Here is a 25,921-nt window from a genome sequence, read left to right on the forward strand (position 1 = left end):
ATAGACCGGTTCCCCACAGGGCTGCCATGACCTGTCTCAATCTTTCGGAGGCTCTTCCTCTCGGGTGCTGCCGTTCATGACCACGCAGTTGCGTCCCCGGGATTTGGCCGCGTAGAGGGCGTCATCGGCCCGCCGTAGCGCATCGTCGGCGCCCCTGTCGTCCGCGCGAAGGATGGTCACCCCGATGCTGGTCGTCACCCCGGTGGTGTTCGGGCGGTCGGGCTGCGGCTCCATCGCCTCCACCCGCGCCCGTACGCGCTCCGCGGTGTGCTCGGTGTCTTCCGGCGAGGTCCCGTGGAGCAGGATTGCGACTTCCTCGCCGCCCAGGCGTGCGGCGCGGTCGCCGGCCCGCAGCGACGAGGCGATGCAGTCGGCGAATTGGACCAGCACCTGATCTCCGATCTCGTGACCGTAACGGTCGTTGAAACGCTTGAAGTGGTCGATGTCCAGCATCAGCAGGCCGGCGGCATAGCCCGGTTCCCGGCGCATCCGCGCGTATTCGCGCTCCAATTCGTCCATGAACAGCCGACGGTTGGCCAGCCCGGTCAGGGGGTCGGTGCTCGCCAGCGTTTCCAGTCGCTGCTCCATTCGTTTGTGTTCGGTGATGTCCTGGACCACGCCCACAATTCGCCGGGCGCGCTGGTCACGGTCGCGTTCGATCACTTGCCCGGCATCCTGTAGCCAGGCCTCGGAGCCGGACGGGCGACGTACACGGAACTCCGTCGAATAGCGTGGGGTTTCGCCTTTCAGGTGTCGTTGCAGGGCGGTGTCCCGCCGCTCGCGGTCATCCGGATGCACCGCCCCGTCCCACAGCGCTACGGACCCCGTACCTTCCGTCTCCGCCAGACCGGTGAGCTCGCCCCAGCGACGGTCGAAAAACATCAAATCCTCGTCGATCCGCCAGTCCCACAGGCCCAGATGGGCCCCTTCGAGTGCGGCGGCCATGCGCGCCTCGGATTCGCGGACACGTCCCTCCAGACTCGCGCGGCTGCGGGCATAGCGGATCGCGCGCACCAGGGCGGAGGTCTCGATACGACCCTTGACCAAGTAGTCCGCCGCCCCGGCTTCCAGTGTCCTGAGAGCGAAATCCTCGTCGTCGTAACCGGTCAGCACGATGATTGGCGTGTCCCGGAACCACTCGCGTGCGGCGCGCACGGTGTCCACCCCGGTGCTGTCAGGCAGTGACAGGTCGAGCAGAACGATGGCGGGCGAAACCTTGTCCAGGGCCTGCGGCACCGCCGACAACCGGTCGACCCAGGTCACCTCGAAGTGTTCGCGGGCCGAGCCGCGCAGGCCGAAGCGCACCAGATCCGCGTCCCCGGGGTCGTCTTCCACCAGCAGCACTGGCACGCCCTCCCCGCGGGTGTCCGCCGGGGCCGTTGCATGGTCGCCGCCTTTTCGGGGCACTTCCGGCGAGGCGTCGCGATGCCCGGTCGGGGAAGGGGCGGGCGTCGGAGACGGGGCGTGCTCCACCAGCGGCAGGTTCCAGTCCTTCGCCAGGCGCTGAACACGGTCGCAGAACTGTTCCATGTCCAGCGGCTTGACCATGTAGTCGGCCGCCCCGTTTTGCCGGCTCGCGCGGATGTCGCGTTCCAGATCCGAGGTGGACAGGACGACCACCGGGATCGCGTCGGCCTGGTCGGTCTCGCGCAGGCGCTGCAGGAACTCCAGGCCGCCCATGTGCGGCATGTTCAGGTCCAGCAGGATCAGCCCCGGCTGCGGGGCTTCGTCGTACGGTGGCTCGCCGGCCAGGAACCGCAGGGCCTCGCGCCCGTCGTTCACGTGATGCAGGCGCGCGGTGACCCCGGCTTCCTCGAAGGCCATGCGCGTCAGGTGGACGTCCGCCGGTTCGTCTTCCACCAGCAGGACGTCGGTGACCGGTTCGGCGGTCTCGTTCATCGGGTGTTCTCCACGGGCCCCTTCATGCGCCTGCGTTGTCTTCAGTCCGCTCGTCTTCCGGAGTCCGGCGGGGTATCCGGAACCAGAAGGTGCTGCCGTGTCCCGGTCCGTCCGATTCGGCGCCGATGCGGCCGCCGTGATGTTCCACGATTCGGCGGCACAGCGCCAGACCGATGCCGCTGCCTTCATATTCCCCGTGACCGTGCAGCCGCGAGAAGACCCGGAACAGGCGATCCTTCTGGTCCTGCGGGATCCCGACCCCGTTGTCCCGCACGCGGACCTCCCAGTGGTCGTCGTCGATGCGTCCGTCGACGCGGACCTCGGGGCGTGTGTCGCCCGGCACATACTTCAGTGCATTGTCGATCAGGTTCTGCAGCAGGCGTACCAGCTCGTCCTGGCTGGCAACCAGGCGCGGCCAGCCGCCCTCGACGTCGATGCGCGCCGATGTTTCTGACACCGCCGGCTGCAGGAACGCCAGAGCGGTGTCCAGGGCCTCGCGGGTGTCCACTGGCGCCATGGGGTCGGTCTTGCGTCCCACCCGGGAATATTCCAGCAGGCCCACGATCATGCGGTCCATGCGTCGGGCGCCCTCGGTGGCGTAACCGAGGAAACGTTGCTGATCCGCATCCAGCCGTTCGCCCAGGCTGCGCTCCAGCAGCTGCAGGTAGCTGCTGACCATGCGCAGCGGCTGTCGCAGGTCGTGGGACACCCCGTAGGCGAACTGCTCCAGCTCCTCGTTGGAGCGGCGCAGCTCCAGGTTCAGCCCTTCCAGGGCCTGCTGCACCCGGTGACGTTCCAGTACGTTGCCCAGCAGGTCGGCCACGTGCCGCAGGGTCTCGGCGTCCTCCGGCCCCCAGGATGCCGTTCCGTGTACGTCCACCACACCCAGCAGCCCCTGGGGTTCGCCGGCCAACTGCAGCGGAGCGGCCATCATCGCCTGGACGCCCAGAGCCCGCACAAGCTTGTGTTCGGTGGAGGAGCTTTCACCGCCGTGAGTGTCGTCCGGCATTTGTATCAGCTCTCCCTGCTCCATCCGTTGCCGCCACGCCGGCAGTTCGTCCAGGTTCAGCGCCTGCAGTTCATCCTTTTTCCGCGGGATGCCCGGGGCCGCCCATTCGTGGGTGTTGTCCATCAGCGACCCGTCGCGCCGCAGCAGCAGGACCGCGGACCGGCTGGCCCCCAGCAGTTCCCCCAGCACCGCCAGCGATTCCTCGGTCGCCCGGTCCACGTCGCGTCGGGTCACCAGACGAGTGGCGATGTCGGAGGTCGCGCGGTCGGCGGCCTGGCGCCGGGCCAGGGCTTCTTCCGTGGCCTTGCGTTCGGTGATGTCGAACACCGTCCCGAGCATCCACAGAGGCGTGCCCTCGTCGTCGAATTCGACCTCGCCCTGCTGGTAGACCGTGCGGACCTCGCCGTCCGGGCGCAGGATCCGGTGTTCCACTTGATAGGGCACACCCGGGCCGCTCACCGAGGCATCGATGGCCGCGCGAACCGTGTCGCGGTCGTCGGGGTGGACCCGTTCCATGAAGGCCGCCTCGGTTGCGCCCCATTGGTCGTGGTCCAGTCCGAAGATGCGGTAGACCTCCTCCGACCAGCGGATCTCGCCGGAGCGGAAATCGGATATCCAGTTGCCCATGTGCGCGATGCGCTGGGCCTCGGCCAGCTCGTTCTCGCGCTGGCGCAACTCGGCCTCGGTTTCCTTGAGCCGCTGGATGTCGACGTGGATGCCCGTCATCCGCCGCGGTTCGCCTTGCGCACTCCACCCGATGACCTGCCCCCGGCCGAGGGTCCACAGCCAGCCGCCGTCCGCCAGGCGATAGCGGAACTCGATGGAGAACTTCCCGCCCTCGGCCAGCTGGCGCTGTACTTCCGCTTCCGCCTGGACAAGATCCTCCCGGTGGATCCGGTTGCGCCAGTCCTCGTAGGCCAGCAACCGGCCCTCCGCCGGGTCCTCGCCCAGCATCCGCCAGCACTGTGCATCCCAGTGGATCCGGTCTTCCGCCAGATCCCATTCCCAGATACCGAAGCGTGCGGCCTCCTGGGCCAGACGGAAGCGGGCCTCGCTGTCGGCCAGGGCCCGCTCCATCGCCTTGCGTATCGAAATGTCCTGGAACGACACCACCACGCCGCTCAACTCACCGGCGTCGTCCCGCATGGGCGAGGCGTAGACCAGTACCGGGAAGGCTTCGCCGTCCTGACGCCAGAAATGGTCCTCCCAGCCTTCCACCATCTCGCCGCTGACCAGGACTCCGTGGATCGGGCATTCTTCCGCAGGATAATGGGAGCCGTCCGGGTGGCTGTGATGCGCCGTCTGGTGGGAATCCCGTCCCAGGGCCTCGTTCTGGTCGGCGAACCCCAGCAGGCGGCAGCCGGTGGGATTGACGAAGGTGAAACGGCCATCCCGGTCAATGCCGAACACGCCCTCGCCCAGACTGGCAAGCAGGTTCTCGCGGAAGCGGCGTTCCCGGTTCCGTGTCGCCTCGATGGCGTATCGCTGGCTGACGTCGCGCACAATCATCAGCACTTCGCGGTCGTTCAGCGGGACCACCCGCGTCTCGAATTGGCCGGGCTTGCCCAGCGTCGTCGCATCGTATTCAAAGTCGCGGACCTCGCCGCTGTCCAGCGCCTCGCGGATCGCCCGGGTACCCGGTTCGGCATAGGCGGGCGGGAACAGTTCGTCCAGGCGCCGCCCGAGGAAGTCCTCGGGATACATCAGCAGCATCTCCTCCGAGACCGCCTCGCATTCGACGAAGGTGCCGTCCCGGTCCATCCGGAACAGGCTGTCCGGCAGGGCCCGCATCAGTGCGCGGGCGTGGGCTTCGCTGTCTCCCAGGGCCGCCGCCTTGTCTTCCAGTTCCCGGCGCACCGTGGTCAGGCGACGGTTGACCAGCACCAGGCCGAGGATCAACACGAGCATCAGACTGGCGACCACCAGTACGAGGGTCACCTGGCGGCCGTAGGTTTCCAGGAATTCCTGCACCGTGAGCTCCGGGGTCGCGTCGTACGGCGGCAGCCGGAGTTCGCGCGCCAGTTCTTCCACCGGCTCGTAGTCCATGGGGACAGTGAAGCCGTCGATGCCCGCAGCCCGCGCGGGTTCCGAGCGGGGGTCCAGCTCCAGCAGGGCGATCAGCATGCGGTGGCTGAGCTCGCGCGGGACCTGCTCGAGTGCAATGAACGGCCACTCCGGATAGACGCGCGTGGACAGGGCCAGCGGAAAATCCACCATGTCCTGCCGTCCGATGACACGGAGTTCTTCAGGCTCGATCTGGCCGGTTTCCAGCAGGCGTTCCAGGATCCCGGTGCGTACGAACCCCACGTCCGCCTCGCCTTCGAGGACCCGGTCCACCACACGGTCATGCGGCATGCCGGTGAACTCGATGTCTGCATCACGCGGTGTCGCGCCCCGTTCGCGTATCTCCCGGGCCTGAGACTGATAGCCGCCCAGCGAGTCCCGGAATATGGCTGCGATCCGCTGCCCGGGGATGTCTTCCCAGTCGCGGATGTGATCGTCGTCGGCGCGGGTGAAGGCGACCCCGCCAAAGCCGCGTACCGGTGTCCCCTCCTCGAGCGGGACCAGGGTCGCCTGGGCACCCGAAAGTTGGCTGTCGCTGCGGATACGAATGTAGTGGCTGGGGTTGGTAAGCAGGAAATCCAGCCGGTTGTGGCGCAGATTTTCCTCCATCGTCGAGTAATCGGCGATCACGCCCTCCACCGTCACGTCTTCCAGTTGCGCGTCGAGGTGTTCGATCAGCGGGCCCCAGCGCTCTCGGGCCACATCCTCCGGTTCGAAGGCCAGGATCCCCACGGTCACGTGGCGTTCGGCCACCGCCGGCGTCGCTGCAAGCATCAGCACGGCGACCAGCAGGGGGGCTGCGATCCCGATCGCGTATCTCATCGGGGCTCCTCGCGCGGCAGCAGATCCGGGCGTACCAGTTCATCCCCGAAGTCGCGGTCCAGCGGCGCGTCCGCATCTCCCATCAGGCCGGCGATCTCCCGTGCCGCCTGCAGGACCCGGGAGTCGGAACCATCCAGCAGGCGCCGGTTGCTGGACGGATCCGGCAGCGCCAGTCCGCGGAAGGTTTCCATGGCGCGGTGGCCGGGGACCCCCAGGCGTTCCGCCATGCGGTAGCCCGCGTCCACCGGGTTGGCGCGCAGGTGATGCAGGGCACGGAAATGCGCCGCGATCAGGTGGCGGGTCGAGCGTTCGAGCCGTTCCAGGTGACCGGCCTCGATCGCGAGGACATCGAAGATCGTGTCCGGCATCGCCCGGCTGTCGAACAGGACGTGCGCGCCGTCGTCCAGCAGGCGGTCGGCGACGGGCTGATAGGTCACTACGGCATCCACCTCATCCTGCTCCCAGGCGGCTTCCTGCGCGTTGATGGTCAGCGACATCGTTTCGACCTCGTCGCGACTGAGGCCCGCCGTGTCCAGTGTGTGGTGGAGCATCAGGGCCCCCAGGGCCGAGTCTTCCACGCCGATCCGGCGCCCGGCCAGCTCTTCCAGGGTCTCGATCGCGGGGCGCGCCAGCACCATGTCGGCCCCCGCGGAGATGTTGAAGACCAGCACGATGCGAAGATCCGTACCCCCGGCGCGCACCCGCAGCACCTCGTCCAGGGTCAGCGCCGCACCATGGACCTCTCCGGTGGCCAGCCGGCGCATGGATTCGCTGGCGGAAGCGGTCTCGCGCAGCCGGACCCGCTCGGGGTCCAGCCAGCCCATGGCCCGAGCCAGGAACATCGGCTCGTAGCCCGGCCATACGTGGCCGGCGATCTCCAGCGGCGAGTCCGGACGGCCACAGGCCCCCAGCAGGGCGGGGAGGGTGGCGCCGGCGGTGACCAGAAAGCTGCGTCGATCCATGTACATGTCCGCTTTATTCTGCCGGCCGGGGCGCATGCGCGCCGATCAGGCCACGGATCGTACCGGTCATCTGGTGGCTCAGCGCCTCCATCTCGCCAAACCGGGCGAGGGCCCGTGCGGCGTGACCCTCGCGTTTGAGCCGGACCAGCTCGTCGCCCAGCTGATGGACCTGATCGTGCAGGGCATGGATCGACGGCATTCGGTCGCCGTCGGGGTCATGGGCATGCAGCCAGCGACCGAACGGACACCGTCGCGGATCCGGCTCGGGCGGCCATTCCGTCCGGTCCTGCAGGAACTCCTGCAGCGAGTTGACCCAGGCGCGGTGGGCGACGATGCCGAACAGCATCGGGCGCAGCTCGTTCGCGACCGGCGTGGCCTGCGTCCAGCTGGCGTGCGGCTGCCACTGCGCCTGCCACGACAGCAGCTGGTCGGCGGGCATGGGGCGGGCGATGGCATAGCCCTGGGCCATCTCGCAGCCCAGCTGCAGCAGCATCTCGCCGTGCAGTTCGGTCTCCACTCCCTCGGCGAGCACCTCGCGCTGGAAGCTCCCGGCCAGGCCGATGATCCCGTGCAGGATGGACAGATCGTCCGGGTCGTACAGCATGTCGCGCACGAAGGACTGGTCGATCTTGAGGGTCTCGACCGGCAGGCGCTTGAGATAGGACAGCGAGGAATAGCCGGTACCGAAATCGTCCAGCGAGAAACGTACGCCCAGCTCCCGGCACTCCTTGATCAGGGACGACACGTGGGTGATGTCGTGCAGGGCGCTGGTCTCGACCACTTCCAGTTCCAGGTCCCCGGGCAGTACCCCGGGATGGCGGGCGAGGGCGGCGCGCAGCCCGGCGATGAAGTCGGGGTCGCTCAGCTGCAGCGCATCCACGTTGACGCTGACCGTCAGCGGGCGGCCCTGTTCGCGCCACTGTTCGATCTGCGCGAGCCCCATCTCGATCACCCGGTTGCCCAGCTCCACCATCAGCGGATGGCCTTCCAGCTGCGGCAGGAATGCGCCCGGGGGCCGCAGGCCGTGCTGCGGATGCTGCCACCGGATCAGGGCTTCGGCCCCCACCAGTTCGCCGCTGCGCATCGACACCTTGGGCTGGTAGAAGAGCACGAACTCGTCGTTCGCCAGGCCCTGACGGATGGCCTCCAGGGCCTCGTGCTGATCGCGCAGGTTGCGGTCGGATGCCACATCGAACAGGTGGTAGCGGTCCCCGCCGGCCAGCTTGGCCTGGTACATCGCCTGGTCCGCCTGGCGCAGCAGCTGGTCGGCGTCCACGGGTTCGGCCTGGGGATACAGGCTGACCCCGAGGCTGCCGGTGACCTGCAGGTGGTGCCTGCCGTCGTGCACCGGGCGGGATGCGGTCTCGCGCAGGCGCTGCAGCAGCGGCTGGGTGGATTCAATGTCCGGCAGGTCCAGCAGCACCGCGACGAACTCGTCGCCGCCCAGCCGCGCCAGCGTATCGCCTTCGCGCAGGCATCCCTTCAGACGCTCCGCCAGTGCCACCAGCATGTGATCGCCCACCTCGTGGCCGTGACCGTCGTTGATCTCCTTGAAGCGGTCCAGGTCGAGGTAGACCAGCGCCAGTTGTTGTCCACGCCGCGCCTCCTGGGCCATGGCCTGATGCAGACGATCCGCCAGCAGCACCCGGTTGGGCAGCTCGGTGAGCGCGTCGAAATGGGCCATGTATTCAAGCTGTCGCTGCTGCTCCTTCAGCGGGGTGATGTCCGAGAACAGCCCCACATAGCGCTGCACCGCACCCTCGCCATCGCGGACCGCGCTGATGGTCAGCATCTCGGCGTACAGTTCGCCGTCCTTGCGGCGGTTCCATACCTCGCCCGACCAGCTTCCCTCGGCCTCGAGGGTCTGCCACAGGTCCGCGTAGAAGGCCTCGTCGTGCTTGCCGGACTGCAGCATGCTCGGATTACGGCCCAGCACCTCCTCGCGCCGGTAGCCGGTGATGCGCGAGAAGGCGGCATTCACGTCGAGGATGCGGCCCTGCGGATCCGTGATCAGGATCCCCTCGTTGGCATGATGGAAGACGCTGGCGGCCTGCATCAGCCGGTCTTCGGCCTCGCTGCGCTGCATCTCGGAGGCGACGCGGTCGACGAACAGCCCGAGCATCGCGGGGGCCAGTTCGTGCAGGCGCTCTTTCAGCGGGTGGCGACTCAGGGTCACCAGGATCCCCAGCGCCCGGCCCTGCCGATCCATCAGGTTGTGGCCGACATAGGCCTCGATGTCCATCTCCTCGAGCAGGTGGTCCTGCGGGAACAGGCTCCGGATGTTCTCCGGGTAACAGGCGGTACCGTCTTTCGTCACGTTGGCACAGGGGGGGCCCGCCAGATCGTAGCGGAAGGGTGTCAGAGGCTGACCGTCTGCCCAGCCGGCAAACGCCTCAACCCGATGCTGCCCCTCCTCCAGGCGGCCAACGAAGGCAATCTCGGTCCCCAACGATTCGCACAGCAGGCGGCAGGCACGCTGGAAGAACTCCTCGCCGCCCAGCCGGGCCAGTTCACCGTTGAGCGTGGAGAGGATCTGTTCGATGAGCTTGTGTTCGGTGATGTCGCGGCTGATGCCGAACACGCCGCGCACTCGCCCCTGGGGGTCGAACAGCGGCCAATTGTGGGTCTGCACGTAACCCGGGCGGCCATCGGCATCGTAGAACGGGTCGACCCGATTGAGTATCGGCCGGCCCTCGGCAAAGATGGCTTTCTCTTCCTCCTCGTAGATCCGCGCGGTATCCGCGGGGAAGATCTCGCGATCATGCTTGCCCACCATCTCGCGCCAGTCATCGTGCCCGGTGACGCGTGCCATCGGCTGGCTGCAGAAGCGGATGCGGCTTTGTGCGTCCTTGAAATAGATGAAATCGGTGGTCTGGTCGAGGAAGGTGTGAAAGTCCTCGCTGAAGGTCCGCAGGCGCTCTTCGATACGGCGGCGCCGGCGGATGTTCAGCGCCAGGGCGACGACCAGCACGGACAGTACCACCAGGCCGCCGATCAGCCAGTACCGCAGCTGGCGCTCCCGGGCGACGATCTCGGTGGACTGCAGCTCGACCATTTCCTCCAGGCGTTCCTGATAATGCCAGAGGCCCTGCTGGAGGTTGCGGCCGGGGGTGATGTCCTGAATCACCGACAGCAGCAGGGTACGGTCGCCGAAGGGGAACGGATGGGAATGCACTTCAACGGTGCGGATCTCGCCATCGGCCAGGCGGTGGCGGAAGATGAAATAGTTGCGCCCCTCGAGTGCAGCCAGCTCGCGTTCCTCGGCGACCTGCTCCGGGGTGAAGGTGTTGATCTGCTGGATCGGCATGCCACGCAGTTCTTCCCGCGAGTAGCCGTAGAAGGACGCGGCGGCGGGGTTGGCATCGACGATCTCGCCGGACTCCGGCTCGATCCACAGCATCACCGCCCCGTGCTGATCGAAGACCTCCTCGAACTCGGGCGCCCCGGCGAGCGCCGGGCTCCCGGGGGCCGCCAGGCTCAGCAGCACCAGCAGCCAGGCGGCCCGCAGCCACCGGATCGCGCCCGAACGCCTCATGCGCCCCCGAACGCGGTACACCCGTGTGCGCCCGGGCAGCGGGTCGCGGGACTGCATCGCGGGTGGTGCCGGTTGCCGGACGTCATGCGCTACCGCTCGTGGCGGAAAGGTTCCAATGTACTGCACGACCGGCCTTATTTTCAAGGCCTCGTGCGCCGAGACCGCAACGGGAAGACCCGTTGAGAAACCGGGGGACGGCAGCGCCATGGGAGCCTGCCACGATTCCGCGTGCTTGAGCCAGTGGAGTCGTTCCGTCAATGCCTGCCCGTTTCGGAACGTCCCCGCAGCGCATGCACAGGAACGTCCGCTGCCAGTGCTCGAATGCGGGGCGCCAGTTTGGCGCGGGGGGTGCGCGGGCCCCGGGCGCCGCCGGTGATCTCGGCGGCGATTCTGGTTCGGTGTCGCGAGCGGGGATAGAGTTGTGAGCCACGCACAATCAGTGAGGACCCAGGGATGGGGCAGGACAAGGACGCTGCGGGCCGGGCCCGTGGGCACGATTACGGGTACAAGCTGCTGTTCAGTCACCCGGAGATGGTGGCGGATCTCATTCGCGGGTATGTCCGCGAGCCATGGGTGGAGCGGCTGGATTTTTCCACGCTGAGCCGGGTGAGTGACGGCTACGTCAGCGAGGACCTGCGCGAGCGCGAGGACGACATGGTCTGGCGCGTGCGTTGGGCGGGGGACGGGCAGTGGCTGTATGTGTATCTGCTGCTGGAGTTCCAGTCCTCGCCGGAGCGGTTCATGGCGCTGCGGCTGATGACCTATCTGGGGCTGCTGTACGAGGATCTGCGCAAGGGCGCTCAATTGACGGCTTCCGGTCGATTGCCGCCGGTGTTGCCGGTGGTGCTCTACAGCGGTTCGCGCCGCTGGCAGGCGCCGGAGGAGGTTGCAGAGCTGATCGAGACGGTTCCGGGCGGTCTGGAACGCTATCGCCCGCAGTTGCGTTATCTGCTGCTGGACGAAAGCCGTTTTCGGGACGACGGGCTGCCGGAGGTGCGCAATCTTGCGGCGGCGCTGTTTGCGCTGGAGAACAGCCGTCGTCCGGAGGACATGGAACGGGTCCTGGAGAGGCTGGTGGCGTGGTTGCGGCGCCCGGAACAGACGGGACTGCGGCGGAGTTTTACGGTGTGGATCAAGCGCGTGTTGCTGCCGGCGCGCGTGCCGGGTGTAGACTTGGAACAGGTAGCGGACTTGCAGGAGGTACGCAGCATGCTTGCGGAACGTGTGGAGGAATGGACCCGGGACTGGAAGCAGCAGGGGATCGAGGAGGGGCGAAGGGAAGGACGCGAACTGGGCCGTGAAGAGGGTCGTGAAGAGGGCCGTGAAGAGGGTCGTGAAGAGGGTCGTGAAGAGGGTCGCAAGGAAGGCGGGGAAGCCGTGCTGCTGCGCCTGGTGGAGATGCGTTTTGGCGCCGAGGCGGCCGAAACATATCGTGCCCGAATCGAACAGGCGGATTCGGAGACGTTGCTGCGCTGGTCCGAGCGGATTCTGACGGCAAAACGTCCGGAAGATCTCTTCGCCTGACGGCCGGCCGTCAGGCCAGCCGGATGGCCTTCCGTCTGCGTGCTCCGTACGCTCGCCGAGGATCGGTTCCGGCACAAAAGCTCGGAGCCGTGCATCCTGCCTGCCCCGTCTTCAATGTAGTCATCGGCCGTCGTGGGAGGTTCACCAATGACCCCCGAATCGGATGGCAGGGCCTGGGTCTTGCGGGAAATGGCGCGCCCGAGAGGATTCGAACCTCTGACTTCCACCTCCGGAGGGTGGCGCTCTATCCAGCTGAGCTACGGGCGCTACGAAGCGAAATGGTACGCGGCGCGGCTTTTTTCGTCCAGTGATTTTTGAGTGCTGTACTTGGTTTGTGGTCTGGTTGCGCCGGATGCCCTATACTCTCGCCCCTCGTGCGCGCCCGTGCGCCGCAGCTTTCAGGGCCGCGCCCGGATTCCAGGGGAAACCAAAATCAAGGCCGCATTCGGCCGGATCTCGGAGGGAGAGAAGTGGCGAATCAACCGATCAAGATGGATGCCGGGAACAAGGTGCTGTTGTTCATCTCGGCAATCGCGCTGGCGGGCGCGGTCATTTTCCTGGTGGCCCAGCTGGTGAACTGGCTCGGCCAGATGGGCACGGCGGAACGCACCACCATTACCGAGGAACAGCTGACGGAACGCCTGACTCCGGCGGGACGGGTCGAGGCCGGTCCGGTGGACGTGGCGGACGAGGAAGCGGCCGATCTGAGTCCGGGGGATATTTACCAGAATGTCTGCGCGGCGTGTCACGACACGGGTGCTTCGGGTGCGCCCATCGTGGACGACACCGACGAATGGTCCTCGCGCTTCAGTGACAAGGGCATGGATACCCTCTTTGATCACTCCATCAACGGCTTCAATGCGATGCCGGCGAAGGGCGGGGACCCGAGCCTGAGCGACGACGAGGTTCGCCAGGCGGTCGCCTACATGCTGGATCAGGCGGACGTGGATCACGGCTGGTCGCCGGACAACGGTGCCGCGGAGAACGGCAACGGTGAGGAAGCCGCGAGCGAGGAAGAAGAGGCCGCCGCCGAGGAGGAGGCCGCCGCGGAGGAAGCCGCCACGAATGGCAATGGTGAAACCGTCAACGGCATCGATCTGGCTGCGGGTGACGCCACGCGCGCGGAAAACCAGCTGTACGGCACGTGCGTCGCCTGCCACGGCGCCCGGGGGCAGGGCGTGGGCATCTTCCCGGCCATCGCCGGGAATACGGCGGAGTTCATTGCCGGTCGTCTGGTGGCGTACCGCGCCGGCGAGACCGTGGGGGATGACACCCACCTGATGGCGCCGAACGCGCGCAATCTGTCGGATCAGGATATCGCCGATCTGTCTGCCTATATCGCGACGTTCGACGAGTCCTGAGGCCGGGCTGCGAAAAGCCCCGCCACGAACGCGTCGTGGCGGGGCTTTTTCGTGTCTACTCCACGCGCCAGTGGTCCAGGGCGCGGAAGCTGAGGGCCTCGGTCAGCTGGGCGCGGCCGATCGTCGGTGCCCCGGCCAGGTCGGCGAGGCTGCGGGCCACGCGCAGGATCCGGTGGTAGGCCCGGGCCGACAGGCGAAAACGTTCCGCGGCGGCATCCAGCAGCGCCCGTTCTTCCTCGGGCAGGCGGGCGTGCTGCTGCAGGGCGCGGCCTTCCAGCATCCGGTTCAGACAGCCCTGGCGTTCCAGCTGGAGCCGGCGCGCCGCGGCCACGCGGCGGGCGACCGTGGTGCTGTCCTCGGCGTCCGGATCGGGGGTGTCGCGGCCGAGTTCCGCCGGCGGGATGCGCGGTACGTCGATTGCGAGGTCGATCCGGTCCAGCAGGGGCGCCGACAGCCGCTTGCGATGGCGCCCGCGCTGCTCCGGGGTGCACTGGCACGCGTTCCCCAGGTCACAGTCGAAGCCCTGCGGGCAGGGATTCATGGCGCCGACCAGCTGGAAATGCGCCGGGAATTCGGCCTGGTGGGCGGCGCGGGAGATGTGGATGACGCCGGTCTCCAGGGGCTCGCGCAGCACGTCCAGCACCCGCCGGTCGAACTCGGTCAGCTCGTCCAGGAACAGTACCCCGTTGTGGGCCAGCGAGATCTCTCCCGGGCGGGGCGTCCCGCCGCCCCCCACCAGGGCCACGCCCGAGGCCGTGTGGTGCGGCTGCCGGAACGGGCGGCTGCGCCAGTCCTCGTGCAGGTGCCGGGTACCGCGCAGGCTGTGGATCGCGGCGGTTTCCAGGGCTTCGGCGTCATCCATGGGCGGCAGGAGCCCGGGCATGCGGGCGGCCAGCATGGACTTGCCGCTGCCCGGCGGTCCGACCATCAGCAGGTGATGCCCGCCGGCGGCGGCGATCTCCAGCGCGCGGCGTGCGCGATGCTGGCCGCGTACGTCGGCCAGGTCGGGGTAGGCCGGTGGACACGCTGCCGGAGGTTCGGCGGCGGGCAGGGCGGGGCCACCGTTGAGGGCCGTGCAGACCTCGCCCAGGTGGCGCGCGGTTACGATGTCGGCACGTCCGGTCAGGGCGGCCTCGCGACCGTCATCGGGGCTCAGGACCAGCTGGTGCCCCGCCTCGCCGGCGGCCAGTCCGGCCGGCAGGGCGCCGCCCACCGGACGGATGTGCCCGTCGAGGCTCAGTTCGCCGAGGAATTCGCGGGTATCCAGGGCGCTCTGCGGGACCTGTTCACTGGCCGCCAGGATCCCCAGTGCAATCCCCAGATCGAAGCGCCCGCCCTCCTTGGGCAGGTCGGCGGGCGCCAGGTTGACGGTGATGCGCCGACGCGGAAATTCGAAGCCTGCGGTCTGAATGGCCGCGCGCACGCGGTCGCGGCTTTCGCGCACCGCGGCCTCGGGCAGGCCGACGATCTGGAAGGCCGGCAGGCCGTTGGCCAGGTGGGTCTCGATGGTGACGGCCGGTGCGCGGATCCCGTCGGTCGCGCGCGCGGTGACAATGGCGATGGGCATCCCTGCCTCTCCCTGTTCGGGCCGGGCGTTCCGGGCCCGGCGGCAACTGGTTGGTGATGGCGCGGCCGCGGGCGGCGCCACATGCGGCGGTCAGTTGTCGGAATCGGTGTCCTGCGGCCGGGCGGCCTGCTCGAGGGCTTCCACCCGGGCCTCCAGTTCGGCGAGGCGCTCGCGGGTGCGCTCCAGCAGGGCGACCTGGACGTCGAAGTCCTCGCGGGTCACCACGTCCATGCGCTCCAGACCGGCCTGCAGCGAGCTGCGCACCTGGCGGTGGACGTCTTCCTGCACGCTGCGCACCGATTCCGGCAGGCTTTCGGTGATGCGTCGGGCGAGGTCATCGAAATGTTTCGGGTCAAGCATGCCTGCGGTCTCCGGGTTTCGGTTCTTCCAGTCTAACGCGTTCCGGTGTCATTGCGAGGCCGACCGGCCGCCATCCACCGGGATCACCTGGCCGGTGATGTAGGGGGACTCCAGCAGCAGGAAGCGCACGGTGCGGGCGATATCCGCCGGGTCGCCGGGCCGCTTGAGGGCCGTGCGCTCCACCATTGCCTCGTGGGGGGCGACGTTGGCCGGGTCTTCGGGAGTGAGGATGGCCCCCGGTGCCACGCCGTTGACGCGCACCTCCGGACCCAGCTCGCGTGCCAGCGACTGGGTCAGGGCATGCAGCCCGGCCTTGGCGGCCGAGTACACCGGATAGCCGCTCAGCGGCCGCAGGGCGTGGATGTCGACGATGTTCACCACCGCGCCGCCGGTCGCCCGCAGGGCGGGGATGCAGGCCTGGGTCAGGAACAGCGGGGCGCGCACGTTGGAGCCCATCAGGTCGTCCCATTGCGCCATGGTGATCTCGCCCACCGGCGTGGGGTAGAAGGTGGAGGCGTTGTTGACCAGAAAGTCCAGCCGGCCGCGCCAGGCATGCGCTTCCCGGGCCAGGGCCTCCGGGGCCTGCGGGTCGAGCAGGTCGGCCTGCAGCGGCCGGGCACTGTCGGGACGCCGGGCGTTCAGTTCGTCGGTCAGCGCTTCGGCATCGGCGCGCGAGCGCCGACAGTGCACGATGACGTCCAGTCCGGCGGCGTGCAGTTCGCGCGCGATGGCCGCGCCGATGCGCCGCGCGCCGCCGGTGATCAGGACCACGCGGCGTTCGCCGCCGTCCTCCGGGGGTTTCGGTGAATCCTTGCCTGGGGCACTCTCTGCCACTGCCAACTCCCTGCATGGAACGAATGACCAATGCCGCCGGCAGAATCTAGCACAGGCCCCGGGGACCCGGCCGCGGACCTTTCCGCGCGGCTGGTGGACTCCCTGCAACAGAGCATCCGCGAGGCCGGAGGGTTCCTGCCCTTCGTCGAATACATGGACCGGGCGCTTTATGCACCGGGTCTGGGATATTACGTCAACGGGGCGCACAAGCTGGGCGCGGGCGGGGATTTCGTCACCGCGCCGGAGATCTCGCCGTTGTTCGGCGAGACCCTGGCGGCATGGCTGGCGCCGGTGCTGCAGCAGGACCTCGGCGGCGAGGGCGTGATCCTGGAATTCGGCGGAGGCACCGGGAGGCTGGCGGGCGACGTGCTGGCCACCCTGCGCGAGGCGGGCGTGCCGTGGGCGGGGTACTGGATCCTGGAGGTCAGCCCCGATCTGCGCCAGCGCCAGCGCGAGCATCTGCAGGCGGTGCTGCCGGCGGAAGACTTCGCGCGGGTGACCTGGCTGGATGCCCTGCCGCGGGAGCCCTGGCGCGGCGTAGTGCTGGCCAATGAGGTGCTGGATGCCCTGCCGGTGGAGCTGTTCCGCTGGCGCGACGGGGCGGTGGGGCAGATGGGCGTGTCCGCGGACGAGGGCGGTCTGGTGCTGGCCGAACGCCCGGCGCCGGAGCCGCTGCGCAGCGCGGTGTATGAGCTGCACGCGCGCTGCGGGCCGTGGCCCGAGGGTTACACCTCGGAGTGGCGTCCGGCCCAGAACGCCTGGGTCGCGGCCGCGGCGGAGCATCTGGAGCGCGGCGCGGTGGTGATCGTCGACTACGGCTTCCCGCGCGACGCCTTCTACGCCCCGGAGCGGCATCAGGGGACGCTGGTGGGGTACCACCGTCAGCAGATGGTGCTGGATCCACTGGCGCAGCCGGGGCTGATGGATCTGACCGCCAGCGTGGATTTTACCGCGGTCGCGGAGGCCGCGGATGCCGCCGGGCTGGAGGTCGCGGTGTACGCCGCGCAGGGCGAGTTCCTGCTGGCGGCCGGCCTTCCCGCGCGCTTCGATGCGCGGGTGGGCGACGCCAGTGACGCCGAGACCACTCTGCGCGCGGCGCAGGCGGTGCGCATGCTGACACTGCCGGGGGAGATGGGCGAGCGCTTTCAGGTCATGGCCCTGACCCGCGACTGCCCCTCGCTGTCGCGGGCCGGCCTTCCCGACCGCCGGGGGCGGCTGTGACGGAGACACGGGGCCGGTGCGGGCACTTTCCCGCCGGGGCGCCGCGGGGCATGATTCCCGGATGAACGTACTCGGCATCGAAACCTCCTGCGACGAGACCGGCGTGGCGCTGATCAGCGACCGCGAGGGTCTGCTCGCGCACCGGCTCTACAGCCAGACCGATCTGCACGCGGTCTACGGCGGCGTGGTGCCCGAGCTGGCCTCGCGTGACCACGTGCGGCGCCTGCTGCCGCTGGTGCGCGCAGTGCTGGACGAGGCCGGCATGCGCGGGGAAGAGCTGGATGCCATCGCCTACACCGGCGGGCCGGGGCTGCTGGGGGCGCTGCTCACCGGCGCCGCCGTGGCGCGTTCGCTCGCCTGGGGCTGGGGTGTGCCGGCCCTGCCGGTGCATCACCTCGAGGGACATCTGCTGGCGCCGATGCTGGAGGGCGAGTTCGATTTCCCGTTTCTGGTGCTGCTGGTGTCCGGCGGACACACCCAGCTGATCCACGCGCGTGCACTGGGCGATTACGAGCTGCTGGGCGAGAGCATCGACGATGCCGCCGGCGAGGCCTTCGACAAGACCGCGAAGCTCCTGGGGCTGGGCTATCCGGGCGGGCCGGCGCTGGCGCGGCTGGCGGCCGACGGAGAGGCGGATGCGTTGCGCCTGCCGCGGCCGATGCTCGACCGGCCCGGTCTGGACATGAGCTTCTCCGGGCTGAAGACCGCGGTGCTGACGGCCGTGCGCAAGGGCGGACACGCCCCGGCGGATGTCGCGCGGGCGTTCGAGGAGGCGGTCAGCGAGACCCTGGTGGAGAAGACCCGGCGTGCGCTGAAGCAGAGCCGTGCGCCGGCGCTGGTGGTGGCCGGCGGGGTGGCCGCGAACGCGACCCTGCGCGCGGGTCTGGAGCGCATGGCGCGCGAGAGCGGTGTGCCGGTGCATTTTCCGCGGGCGGAATTCTGCACCGACAACGGAGCGATGATCGCGCTGGCCGGCCTGCGCCGGTTGCAGACCGGGCGCGCCGCCGAGGCGGTGGACGACGCCGGCAGCCCGGTCATCCATGCCCGGGCGCGCTGGCCGCTGGCGGAGCTGACCGGCTGAAGCCGGGCCGCAGCCGCCCTACGCGGAGCCGTCTTCTTCGGCGTCGTCTTCCCCGGAGGCGGGCTTTTTCTTCTCGCCGATGCGGGATTCCTCGCCGCGCATCAGCCGCCGGATGTTTTCGTCATGGCGGATGAACAGGATCAGGGCCATCACCGCGACCAGCGTGACGATCCAGAAATCCGGCTCGCCCGGGGCGAAGGCCAGGTACAGCGGCGCCGCGCCGGCGGCCACCAGCGCCGCCAGCGAGGAATAGCGCCAGATCGCCGCGACCGCCAGCCAGGTCAGCGCGCTCAGCAGGGCGACCAGCGGGTTCAGCGCCAGCAGGACGCCCAGCGCGGTGGCGACACCCTTGCCGCCCTGAAAGCGGTAGTACACTGGCAGGACGTGGCCGAGAAAGGCCGCCAGGCCCACGGCGCCCGCGGCCCAGCCCGGCAGGTCCGTCCACTGCAGGACGATGAAGACCGGCAGCCAGCCCTTGGCCACGTCGCCCAGCAGGGTGATCAGGGCCGCCGTGCGTCCGCCGGTGCGCAGCACGTTGGTGGCGCCGGGGTTGCGCGAGCCGGTGGTGCGCGGGTCGGGCAGCCGCAGCGCATGGCTGACCAGGATCGCGCTGGATACGGACCCGAGCAGATAGGCGAGGACGATGGCAATGGCGCTGAGCATGGTGGAGCGGTTCCGGTTGGCGAATGCGGGCCCATCATACGCAACGGGACGTGGCCGGGGCAGGGGGCGCTCGTGAGCGACGGGAGCGCCCCCGCGCTGGTTCTGCTGCATGGCTGGGGTTTCTCCGGCGCGGTCTGGGAGCCCGTGATCCGTGCGCTGCGGGCGCGGGGGTACGCGGGGAGGATCCATGCCCCGGACCTGCCCGGCCATGGCGCCGCCGGCGGCGGTGACGAGCTGGCCGATCCGGATGCCGTCGCCGCGCAGCTGGTGGCGGGGTTGCCCGACGACCTCGAGAGTCCCGTGTGGGCCGGCTGGTCGCTGGGCGCACTGCCCGCGCTGGCCGTCCGGGGCGCGCATGCGCGGGGACGCATCCTGGTGGCGGGAAGTCCGCGCTTCGTGCGCGCGGCGGACTGGCCGGAGGCAATGGATCCCCGCGAGCTGGACGGTTTTGCCCGTCTGCTCGGCAGCGACACCGGACGCCTGCGCCGCCAGTTTGCTGCGCTGTGCGCGCGGGGCGCGCGGGAGCCCGCCGCGCTCGCGCGTTCCCTGCGCGGCGGGCTGGAAGCGGCGGCGGCGCGACCCGAGGCCCTGGTGGCGGGGCTCGCCGCGCTGCGTGATGCGGACCGGCGTGGCGATCTGGGCGCCGGGTTGCCGCTGGCCGCGCTGCTGGCCCAGGACGACGCCCTGATCCCGCCGGGTCTGGAACGGCATCTGGCGACCCGGGTGCCCGGGGCGCGCATTCGGCGGGTGCCCGGTCCGCACGCCCTGCCGCTGGCGGCGCCCGATACGGTCGCCGAATTCATCCATGCAACGCTGGCGGAGATCCCCGCATGAGCGACATCGACCCTTCCGGCTTCGAACTCGACAAGGCACGGGTGCGTGAAGGCTTTGCCCGCGCCGCTGCCGACTACGAAACGCACGCGGCAGTGCAGTGCGAGGTTCAGGGGCGCCTGCTCGAACGCCTGGACCTGATCCGCATGCAGCCGGAACGCGTGATCGATCTGGGATGCGGGATCGGCGAATCGTTCGACGACCTGGCCCGCCGTTATCGCAGCGCCCGTCTGACCGGGGTCGACTTCGCGCCGCCCATGCTGCAGCGGGCCCGCCGGCGCGGGCGCTGGCTGCGGCGCCCGCGGGTGCTGTGTGCCGACATGGAGGCCCTGCCGCTGGCCGACGCCTCGCAGGATCTGGCGATCTCCAGCGCCGCGCTGCAGTGGTGCAGCAGTCTGGATCGCGCGTTTGCCGAGGTCCGCCGGATCCTGGCGCCCGGTGGCCTGTGGATGTTCACCACCTTCGGCCCGGCCACCCTGAGCGAGCTGCGCGAGGCGTTCGCCGCGGTGGACGGCGGTGCGGCCGCCCACGTGAATGCCTTCATCGACATGCACGACATCGGCGATGCCCTGGTGCGCGCAGGCTTCGCCGACCCGGTGATGGATCAGGAAACCCTGACCCTGACCTATCCCGATCTCACCCGACTGATGCGCGATCTGCGGGGTGTGGGGGTGCGCAACGCCCTGGCCGGGCGTGGCCGCGGGCTTACCGGCCCCCGGCGCCTGGTGGCCGTGGCCGAGGCCTACGCCGAGCGATTCGGCGTGGAAGGCCGCCTGCCGGCGACCTGGGAGGTCGTGTACGGGCACGCCTGGGTGCCGGATGCGCCCCCGCCGCGCGCGCCGGAAGGGCGCACCATCCCGATTCGGCCGGTCTCCTGAAGCCCGCCGCTCGCACTCCCTCGAAAATCCCGCGTCAAAATCGCGGGTGCGTGATTTGCCTCAACACCGAGCGGAATCACTCGGTGCACTCTCGCGTCAGGGGTATCCGCCGGTGTATCCTTCAGCGGCCAGAAAGTTCCCCTGCTCTCGAACGAATGTCCGACTGCAGGGGGTGGTCTTGGTTTTTTTTGTCGACCGGTAATGGGGTAGAGTTCTGAGCCCCCGATCCATCGGGACCTTCGTGTTCCCCGCAGCAAGGTGGAAAAGTCATGTCACAAGCAGCCACTACCGCGGGTGCCGCACCCGCAGCGTCAGTCGCTTCAACCGAGCAGTACAACTACGCGATCGTCAAGAAGTTCGCGGTTGCCGCCGTCCTCTGGGGCGTGTTCGGCATGGCCGCCGGGGTCTGGATTGCCTCGCAGCTCGCGTGGCCGTTCCTGAACTTCGACATCGCGCAGATCACCTTCGGGCGCTTCCGCCCGGTGCACACCACGTCGGTGATCTTCGGCTTCGGGGGTAACGCCCTGTTCGCCACGTCCTATTACGTCGTTCAGCGCACCTGTCACGCGCGACTGTGGAACGACTCCCTGGCCAGTTTCACGTTCTATGGCTGGAACCTCGCGCTCATCCTGGGCGTGATCAGCTACATGGCCGGGATCACGCAGGGTCGCGAATACGCCGAGTTCAACTGGCAGATCGACCTGATCATCCTGGTGACCTGGGTGGTGTACTTCCTGGTCTTCACCATGACGCTGCTGCGCCGCAACCAGCCGCACATCTACGTGGCGAACTGGTTCTTCATGTCGTTCATCCTTGCGACCGCGCTGCTGCACATCTTCAACAACATCGAAGTGCCGGTGGGCCTGTTCAATCCGCAGTCCTACCCGATGTTCTCCGGTGTGCAGGACGCGATGCGTCAGTGGTGGTACGGCCATAACGCGGTGGGCTTTTTCCTGACGGCCGCGTTCCTCGGGATGATGTACTACTTCGTGCCGAAGCAGGCCGGCCGTCCGATCTACTCGTACAAGCTGTCGATCATCCACTTCTGGGCGCTGATCTTCCTGTACATGTGGGTGGGTGCGCACCACCTGCACTGGACGGCCCTGCCGGACTGGGTCTCCACCCTGGCGGCGACCTTCTCCATCCTGCTGCTGCTGCCGTCCTGGGGCGGCATGATCAACGGGATCATGACCCTGTCGGGCGCCTGGGACAAACTGCGCACCGACCCGATCATGCTGTTCCTGATCACCGCGCTGGCGTTCTACGGCATGTCGACCTTCGAGGGTCCGATGATGTCGCTGAAGAGCGTGAACGCGCTGTCCCACTACACCGACTGGACGGTGGGCCACGTGCACTCCGGTGCCCTGGGCTGGGTGGCGATGATCAGCTTCGGCTCGCTCTATCACCTGATCCCGCGGCTGTGGAACGTGAACCTCTTCAGCCTGAAGCTGGTGTACGTGCACTTCTTCCTCGCCACCGTCGGCATCGTGCTTTACATCACTGCGATGTGGGTGGCCGGTATCGGTCAGGGCCTGATGCTGCGCGCCTTCGACCAGTACGGGAACCTGGCCTACACCTTCACCGAGTCCGTGGTGTTCCTGCATCAGCCGTACGTGGTGCGTGCCATCGGCGGCGGTCTGTTCCTCCTGGGCATGGTGATCATGGCGTTCAACATTTTCATGACGGTCCGCTCGGGCATCAAGGCGGAAGCCCGTGCCCGTCAGGAAGCCATCGAAGCCGAAGCCCGCACGGCCTGATCAGGGGAGAAGAGGAATCATGAAGCACGAAAGCGTAGAGACTAACGCCGGACTCCTGATCGTCCTGACTCTGGCCGTCATCAGTGTCGGCGGCCTGGTCGAGATCGTCCCGCTGTTCTACATCGACGACACCGTCGAAGAGGTGGACGGCGTCCGGCCCTATACCCCGCTGGAGCAGCGGGGGCGCGACATCTACATCCGGGAAGGCTGCTACGCCTGCCATTCGCAGATGGTGCGGCCCTTCCGTGACGAGATGCTGCGTTACGGCAATTACTCGCTGGCGGCCGAGTCGCAGTACGACTACCCGTTCCAGTGGGGGTCCAAGCGGACCGGCCCGGACCTGGCCCGGGTGGGCGGTAAGTACTCCAACGAGTGGCAGGTCCAGCACCTGATCGACCCGCAGTCGCTGGTGCCGGAATCCATCATGCCGGGTTACCCGTGGCTGGCGGAGACGCCTCTGGACATGTCCGACCTCGAGGACCGGATGATTGCCCTGCGGCGGGTGGGCGTTCCTTACTCCCTTACGGAAGAGGAGTACGAGCGTAACGTCGAGAAGTACGGCGAAGAACACGCCCGCATGTTCGACATCAACCGGGCAGAGGAAAACCTGATCGAACAGGCCCAGGCCGAGAACTTTGACGGCAACAGCGCCACCATTACCGAAATGGACGCCATTGTTGCCTACATGCAGGTTCTGGGAACCATGGTCGATTTCAGTGAATACGATGACGGCCACTTTGCCGAATTCCGGTAAGCCGTCAGGGAGCTCGATTCCGTCATGCTGAGTTTGTGGGAATGGATCCAGGACATGGGCAACAGCAAGACCCTGGCCCTGATCCTGTTCATGAGCACGTTCGTCGGGGTGGTGATCTATCTGTTCGCCAACCCCCGGCGTGCACGGAAATTCGAGACGTATCGCTACATTCCTCTGGATGATGATGATTCACATCGGGAGCCGACGACGTCCCGGCGTGACAAAACCGAGAGTGACGAGCAATGAGCACACAGGACAATCGCAAACCGGGTCAGGGTGAGGTGGAAACCACCGGTCACGTCTGGGACCAGGACCTCGCCGAATACAACAATCCGCTGCCGCGCTGGTGGCTGTGGGGCTTTTACGCCACGGTCGTGTTCGCCCTGGTCTACTGGGTCCTCTACCCGGCCTGGCCGATCGGCGACACTTTTACCAAGGGACTGGCCTCGGTGACCTACGAGCAGGACGGCGAGGAGGTCACCACGCACTGGAACACCCGTGCGCTGTTCTACCGGGACATGCAGACCGGTGAGTACGCCGTGCGCCAGCGCGACATGCTGGAGCAGGTTGCGGGTATGGAGTACGCCGAAATCCTGCAGGACGCGGATGCCATGAGCTTCGTGAACGCCTACGCGCAGGGTTCCTTCGGGACCTGGTGCGCGGCCTGCCATCAGGTGGGCGGTGCCGGCGTGATCGGCCAGTATCCCAACCTGCGGAACGACCACTGGAAGTGGGGCGGCACGGTCGAGCAGATCGAAGAAACCCTGGTTCAGGGGCGCCTGGGTTACATGCCCGGTTACCGGGGCAGGCTTTCGGACGAGCAGCTGGATGACGTCTCCGCTTTCGTCCTGTCGATGAACGGCTACGATATGGATCCGGCCGCGGTCGAGGCGGGCGAGCGGGTCTTCACCGGCTATGACGGCGGCTGCTTCCAGTGCCACGGTACCGGGGGCGAGGGGATCGAATCCCAGGGCGCGCCCAACCTGACCAATGACATCTGGGGTCTGGTGGACGTCCACGGTGCCGCCGACGATGGCGAGCGTCAGCGTCAGGTCGCGCGTTTCATCCGCAACGGGGCCCAGCGCGAGATGCCGGCCTTCGCGGATCGGCTGTCGGATGAAGAGATCAAGATCCTGACGGCCTACGTGCACTCCCTCGGTGGCGGGCAGTAAGCCCGCTGCCTCTGCCGCGTCGATATCCGACCGCATGGGTGCGAGGTTCTTGACCTCGCACCCGCATTAGCTGTTAATGATTCAAATCCCATGGGACACCGGACCTGCGGCGTCCCTGATCCGGGGCCGTTCCCCGGGAGGCATTGATGGCGGAACAGCAGCCGATGTACGAAGCCCGTATTCCGATCCATCCGCGTTCGGTTAAAGGGCGGTTCCGCAACCTCAAGACCGGTATCCTGCTCGTCGCCTACAGCGTCTATTTCCTGCTTCCGTGGATCCGCTGGGAGCGCGAGTACGGCCCCAACCAGGCCATCCTCTTCGATATCCCGGGTCGCCAGTTCTTCCTGTTCGATCTCGTGGTATATCCCCAGGATATTTTCTGGCTGGCCGGTTTCCTGATGCTGGCGGCCGTCACTCTGTTCTTTGTGACCGGCCTGGCCGGTCGCGTGTTCTGCGGCTATTTCTGTTTCCAGACCCTGTGGACCGACGTGTACATGTACCTGGAGCGGAAGATCCAGGGCGAGCGGCCGGCGCGGATCCGGCTGTCGAAGCAGCCATGGAACGGCGAAAAGATCCTGAAATATGCCGCGACGCATGCCTCCTGGCTGCTGGTTGCGTTCGCGACCGGGCTGGGGTTTGTCCTCTACTGGGGGGATGCGCCCACCATCGTGCAGCAGTTCTTCGTCGGCGAGGCCGTCTTCGCGGCCTATGTGACAGCGGGTATCCTCACGGCCACCACCTACACGGCCGCGGGGCTGGCACGCGAGCAGGTCTGCACCTTTATCTGCCCGTACGCGCGGTTCCAGAGCGTGATGTTCGACAAGGACACCATGATCGTGTCCTACGACGAGGACCGCGGCGAAGGTTCGGCAGGGCGGGCGAAACCGGTCAAGGGGCTTCAGACGCGCGAGGAGCGCCAGGCGGCGGGCGTCGGCGACTGCATTGATTGCGGCTATTGCGTGCAGGTGTGTCCCACCGGGATCGACATCCGGGACGGTCTCCAGTATCAGTGCATCCACTGCGCGCTGTGCGTGGACGCCTGCGACACGATCATGGACAAGCAGGGCTGGCCCCGCGGCCTGATCCGCTACACCTCGGAACGCGAGCTGGAAGGTGGCAAGACGCACCCGATCCGCCTGAAGACCGTGGGTTACGGGGCGGTGATGCTGGTCATCCTGGGGGCCCTGGTGGCGAGCATCCTGGATCGTCCGCCGATGGATGCCAACGTGAATCAGGTCCGCCAGCCCCTCTACGTCCAGATGTCGGACGGCCAGATCCAGAACTCCTACGAGATCCGCCTGAACAATACGAGTCAGGAAGTGCTCGACTTTGAACTGGGAATCGCTGGTCTGGACGATGCCACGCTGGATCTGGGGCAGGTGTCGGACATCCGCCTGGAGCCGGGCGAACGCCTGACGGTGCTGGCGCGAGTGCGCTACGATGTCCCGGCGGATGCCTCCGGATCCCGGATCCCGTTCGACTTCGTGATTACGGATCGTCAGGGTCGGATCGACCCCTACACGATCGGCTCCCAGTTCAGCTACGCACGCTGACCGGAGGGCGGACCTCTACCCCGGCAAACGGATACGCCGGGGTTCGCAAACACCGGACGCAACCCCGTCCCCGT

Annotated in this window: 19 protein-coding genes and 1 tRNA gene; 11 read left to right on the top strand and 9 right to left on the bottom strand. The window is 67.8% G+C overall.

Annotation, left to right across the window (positions count from 1 at the left end; all coding sequences use genetic code 11):
- Positions 1-36: 36 nt before the first annotated feature.
- The 4 genes from F573_RS0104315 to F573_RS0104330 are packed head-to-tail and all read right to left on the bottom strand — an operon-like array spanning position 37 to position 10,348.
- The gene (locus F573_RS0104315; protein WP_019021579.1) at positions 37-1,899 is read right to left on the bottom strand and encodes a diguanylate cyclase domain-containing protein; all 1,863 of its coding nucleotides are present in this window, start codon (positions 1,897-1,899) and stop codon (positions 37-39) included.
- A 22-nt stretch (positions 1,900-1,921) separates the two neighbouring features.
- Positions 1,922-5,794 (bottom strand): PAS domain-containing protein, encoded by a 3,873-nt coding sequence (locus F573_RS0104320; RefSeq protein WP_019021580.1) that lies wholly within the window; start codon positions 5,792-5,794, stop codon positions 1,922-1,924.
- On the bottom strand, positions 5,791-6,762 hold the full coding sequence (locus tag F573_RS0104325) for an ABC transporter substrate-binding protein (protein ID WP_026300795.1): 972 nt from the start codon (positions 6,760-6,762) through the stop codon (positions 5,791-5,793). Before F573_RS0104325 ends, F573_RS0104320 begins: the two co-directional genes overlap by 4 nt.
- Before the next feature lie 7 nt (positions 6,763-6,769).
- Positions 6,770-10,348 carry an EAL domain-containing protein gene (locus F573_RS0104330; protein WP_019021582.1) on the bottom strand — a complete coding sequence of 1,193 codons (3,579 nt, stop codon included), beginning with the start codon at positions 10,346-10,348 and terminating at the stop codon, positions 6,770-6,772.
- 396 nt (positions 10,349-10,744) lie between these two features.
- Here F573_RS0104330 and F573_RS0104335 point away from each other — a divergent pair, with 396 nt between their 5' ends.
- The gene (locus F573_RS0104335) at positions 10,745-11,815 is read left to right on the top strand and encodes an Rpn family recombination-promoting nuclease/putative transposase (RefSeq protein WP_019021583.1); all 1,071 of its coding nucleotides are present in this window, start codon (positions 10,745-10,747) and stop codon (positions 11,813-11,815) included.
- A 190-nt stretch (positions 11,816-12,005) separates the two neighbouring features.
- On the opposite strand, the gene F573_RS0104340 is transcribed toward F573_RS0104335, so the two are convergent.
- Positions 12,006-12,082 (bottom strand) — tRNA-Arg (locus tag F573_RS0104340).
- Between the two features lie 203 nt (positions 12,083-12,285).
- On the opposite strand from F573_RS0104340, the gene F573_RS0104345 reads away from it, so the two are divergent.
- On the top strand, positions 12,286-13,176 hold the full coding sequence (locus tag F573_RS0104345) for a c-type cytochrome (protein ID WP_018869071.1): 891 nt from the start codon (positions 12,286-12,288) through the stop codon (positions 13,174-13,176).
- A 55-nt stretch (positions 13,177-13,231) separates the two neighbouring features.
- Here F573_RS0104345 and F573_RS0104350 read toward each other — a convergent pair whose 3' ends face one another.
- The 3 genes from F573_RS0104350 to F573_RS0104360 form a co-directional block, all read right to left on the bottom strand.
- Positions 13,232-14,743 carry a YifB family Mg chelatase-like AAA ATPase gene (locus tag F573_RS0104350; protein WP_019021584.1) on the bottom strand — a complete coding sequence of 504 codons (1,512 nt, stop codon included), beginning with the start codon at positions 14,741-14,743 and terminating at the stop codon, positions 13,232-13,234.
- Positions 14,744-14,833: 90 nt separating this feature from the next.
- Positions 14,834-15,103, bottom strand: a complete 270-nt coding sequence (locus F573_RS0104355; protein ID WP_018869073.1) for an accessory factor UbiK family protein — start codon at positions 15,101-15,103, stop codon at positions 14,834-14,836.
- A 48-nt stretch (positions 15,104-15,151) separates the two neighbouring features.
- Positions 15,152-15,874: a pteridine reductase gene (locus F573_RS0104360; protein ID WP_038033199.1), complete on the bottom strand. Its 723-nt coding sequence runs from the start codon at positions 15,872-15,874 to the stop codon at positions 15,152-15,154.
- Positions 15,875-15,967: 93 nt separating this feature from the next.
- On the opposite strand from F573_RS0104360, the gene F573_RS0104365 reads away from it, so the two are divergent.
- Both F573_RS0104365 and tsaD read left to right on the top strand, forming a co-directional pair.
- The gene (locus tag F573_RS0104365) at positions 15,968-17,158 is read left to right on the top strand and encodes a class I SAM-dependent methyltransferase (RefSeq protein WP_019021586.1); all 1,191 of its coding nucleotides are present in this window, start codon (positions 15,968-15,970) and stop codon (positions 17,156-17,158) included.
- Positions 17,159-17,219: 61 nt separating this feature from the next.
- Positions 17,220-18,239 (top strand): tRNA (adenosine(37)-N6)-threonylcarbamoyltransferase complex transferase subunit TsaD, encoded by a 1,020-nt coding sequence (gene tsaD / locus F573_RS0104370; protein ID WP_018869076.1) that lies wholly within the window; start codon positions 17,220-17,222, stop codon positions 18,237-18,239.
- An 18-nt stretch (positions 18,240-18,257) separates the two neighbouring features.
- On the opposite strand, the gene plsY is transcribed toward tsaD, so the two are convergent.
- Positions 18,258-18,902: a glycerol-3-phosphate 1-O-acyltransferase PlsY gene (gene plsY / locus F573_RS0104375; protein WP_019021587.1), complete on the bottom strand. Its 645-nt coding sequence runs from the start codon at positions 18,900-18,902 to the stop codon at positions 18,258-18,260.
- Positions 18,903-18,974: 72 nt separating this feature from the next.
- Here plsY and F573_RS0104380 point away from each other — a divergent pair, with 72 nt between their 5' ends.
- From F573_RS0104380 to ccoG, 7 genes are all read left to right on the top strand, one after another.
- The gene (locus F573_RS0104380) at positions 18,975-19,736 is read left to right on the top strand and encodes an alpha/beta fold hydrolase (RefSeq protein ID WP_019021588.1); all 762 of its coding nucleotides are present in this window, start codon (positions 18,975-18,977) and stop codon (positions 19,734-19,736) included.
- Positions 19,733-20,611, top strand: a complete 879-nt coding sequence (gene bioC, locus F573_RS0104385; RefSeq protein WP_019021589.1) for a malonyl-ACP O-methyltransferase BioC — start codon at positions 19,733-19,735, stop codon at positions 20,609-20,611. Before F573_RS0104380 ends, bioC begins: the two co-directional genes overlap by 4 nt.
- Positions 20,612-20,880: 269 nt before the next feature.
- A complete protein-coding gene (gene ccoN / locus F573_RS0104390) occupies positions 20,881-22,368 on the top strand; it encodes a cytochrome-c oxidase, cbb3-type subunit I (RefSeq protein WP_024329217.1) in 1,488 nt (495 codons plus the stop codon).
- Positions 22,369-22,387: 19 nt separating this feature from the next.
- A complete protein-coding gene (gene ccoO / locus F573_RS0104395) occupies positions 22,388-23,122 on the top strand; it encodes a cytochrome-c oxidase, cbb3-type subunit II (protein WP_018869081.1) in 735 nt (244 codons plus the stop codon).
- Between the two features lie 24 nt (positions 23,123-23,146).
- The gene (locus tag F573_RS0104400) at positions 23,147-23,368 is read left to right on the top strand and encodes a cbb3-type cytochrome c oxidase subunit 3 (protein WP_018869082.1); all 222 of its coding nucleotides are present in this window, start codon (positions 23,147-23,149) and stop codon (positions 23,366-23,368) included.
- Positions 23,365-24,294: a cytochrome-c oxidase, cbb3-type subunit III gene (gene ccoP, locus F573_RS0104405; RefSeq protein ID WP_018869083.1), complete on the top strand. Its 930-nt coding sequence runs from the start codon at positions 23,365-23,367 to the stop codon at positions 24,292-24,294. Before F573_RS0104400 ends, ccoP begins: the two co-directional genes overlap by 4 nt.
- 146 nt (positions 24,295-24,440) lie before the next feature.
- On the top strand, positions 24,441-25,847 hold the full coding sequence (ccoG, locus tag F573_RS0104410; RefSeq protein WP_019021590.1) for a cytochrome c oxidase accessory protein CcoG: 1,407 nt from the start codon (positions 24,441-24,443) through the stop codon (positions 25,845-25,847).
- The last annotated feature ends 74 nt before the right edge of the window (positions 25,848-25,921 follow it).

The organism is Thioalkalivibrio sp. ALE23 (genome assembly GCF_000378545.1).
In the GTDB taxonomy this organism is placed as follows: domain Bacteria; phylum Pseudomonadota; class Gammaproteobacteria; order Ectothiorhodospirales; family Ectothiorhodospiraceae; genus Thioalkalivibrio.

What these genes read in the sequence shown, in the direction of transcription:
- F573_RS0104330 (WP_019021582.1), bottom strand. Translation starts at nt 10,348, where the DNA reads ATGCAGTCCCGCGACCCGCTGCCCGGGCGCACACGGGTGTACCGCGTT.
- F573_RS0104350 (WP_019021584.1), bottom strand. Translation starts at nt 14,743, where the DNA reads ATGCCCATCGCCATTGTCACCGCGCGCGCGACCGACGGGATCCGCGCA.
- ccoG (WP_019021590.1), top strand. Translation starts at nt 24,441, where the DNA reads ATGGCGGAACAGCAGCCGATGTACGAAGCCCGTATTCCGATCCATCCG.
- F573_RS0104400 (WP_018869082.1), top strand. Translation starts at nt 23,147, where the DNA reads ATGCTGAGTTTGTGGGAATGGATCCAGGACATGGGCAACAGCAAGACC.
- F573_RS0104365 (WP_019021586.1), top strand. Translation starts at nt 15,968, where the DNA reads ATGCCGCCGGCAGAATCTAGCACAGGCCCCGGGGACCCGGCCGCGGAC.
- plsY (WP_019021587.1), bottom strand. Translation starts at nt 18,902, where the DNA reads ATGCTCAGCGCCATTGCCATCGTCCTCGCCTATCTGCTCGGGTCCGTA.
- F573_RS0104320 (WP_019021580.1), bottom strand. Translation starts at nt 5,794, where the DNA reads ATGAGATACGCGATCGGGATCGCAGCCCCCCTGCTGGTCGCCGTGCTG.
- F573_RS0104335 (WP_019021583.1), top strand. Translation starts at nt 10,745, where the DNA reads ATGGGGCAGGACAAGGACGCTGCGGGCCGGGCCCGTGGGCACGATTAC.
- bioC (WP_019021589.1), top strand. Translation starts at nt 19,733, where the DNA reads ATGAGCGACATCGACCCTTCCGGCTTCGAACTCGACAAGGCACGGGTG.
- ccoO (WP_018869081.1), top strand. Translation starts at nt 22,388, where the DNA reads ATGAAGCACGAAAGCGTAGAGACTAACGCCGGACTCCTGATCGTCCTG.
- ccoN (WP_024329217.1), top strand. Translation starts at nt 20,881, where the DNA reads ATGTCACAAGCAGCCACTACCGCGGGTGCCGCACCCGCAGCGTCAGTC.
- F573_RS0104355 (WP_018869073.1), bottom strand. Translation starts at nt 15,103, where the DNA reads ATGCTTGACCCGAAACATTTCGATGACCTCGCCCGACGCATCACCGAA.
- F573_RS0104315 (WP_019021579.1), bottom strand. Translation starts at nt 1,899, where the DNA reads ATGAACGAGACCGCCGAACCGGTCACCGACGTCCTGCTGGTGGAAGAC.
- ccoP (WP_018869083.1), top strand. Translation starts at nt 23,365, where the DNA reads ATGAGCACACAGGACAATCGCAAACCGGGTCAGGGTGAGGTGGAAACC.
- tsaD (WP_018869076.1), top strand. Translation starts at nt 17,220, where the DNA reads ATGAACGTACTCGGCATCGAAACCTCCTGCGACGAGACCGGCGTGGCG.
- F573_RS0104325 (WP_026300795.1), bottom strand. Translation starts at nt 6,762, where the DNA reads ATGTACATGGATCGACGCAGCTTTCTGGTCACCGCCGGCGCCACCCTC.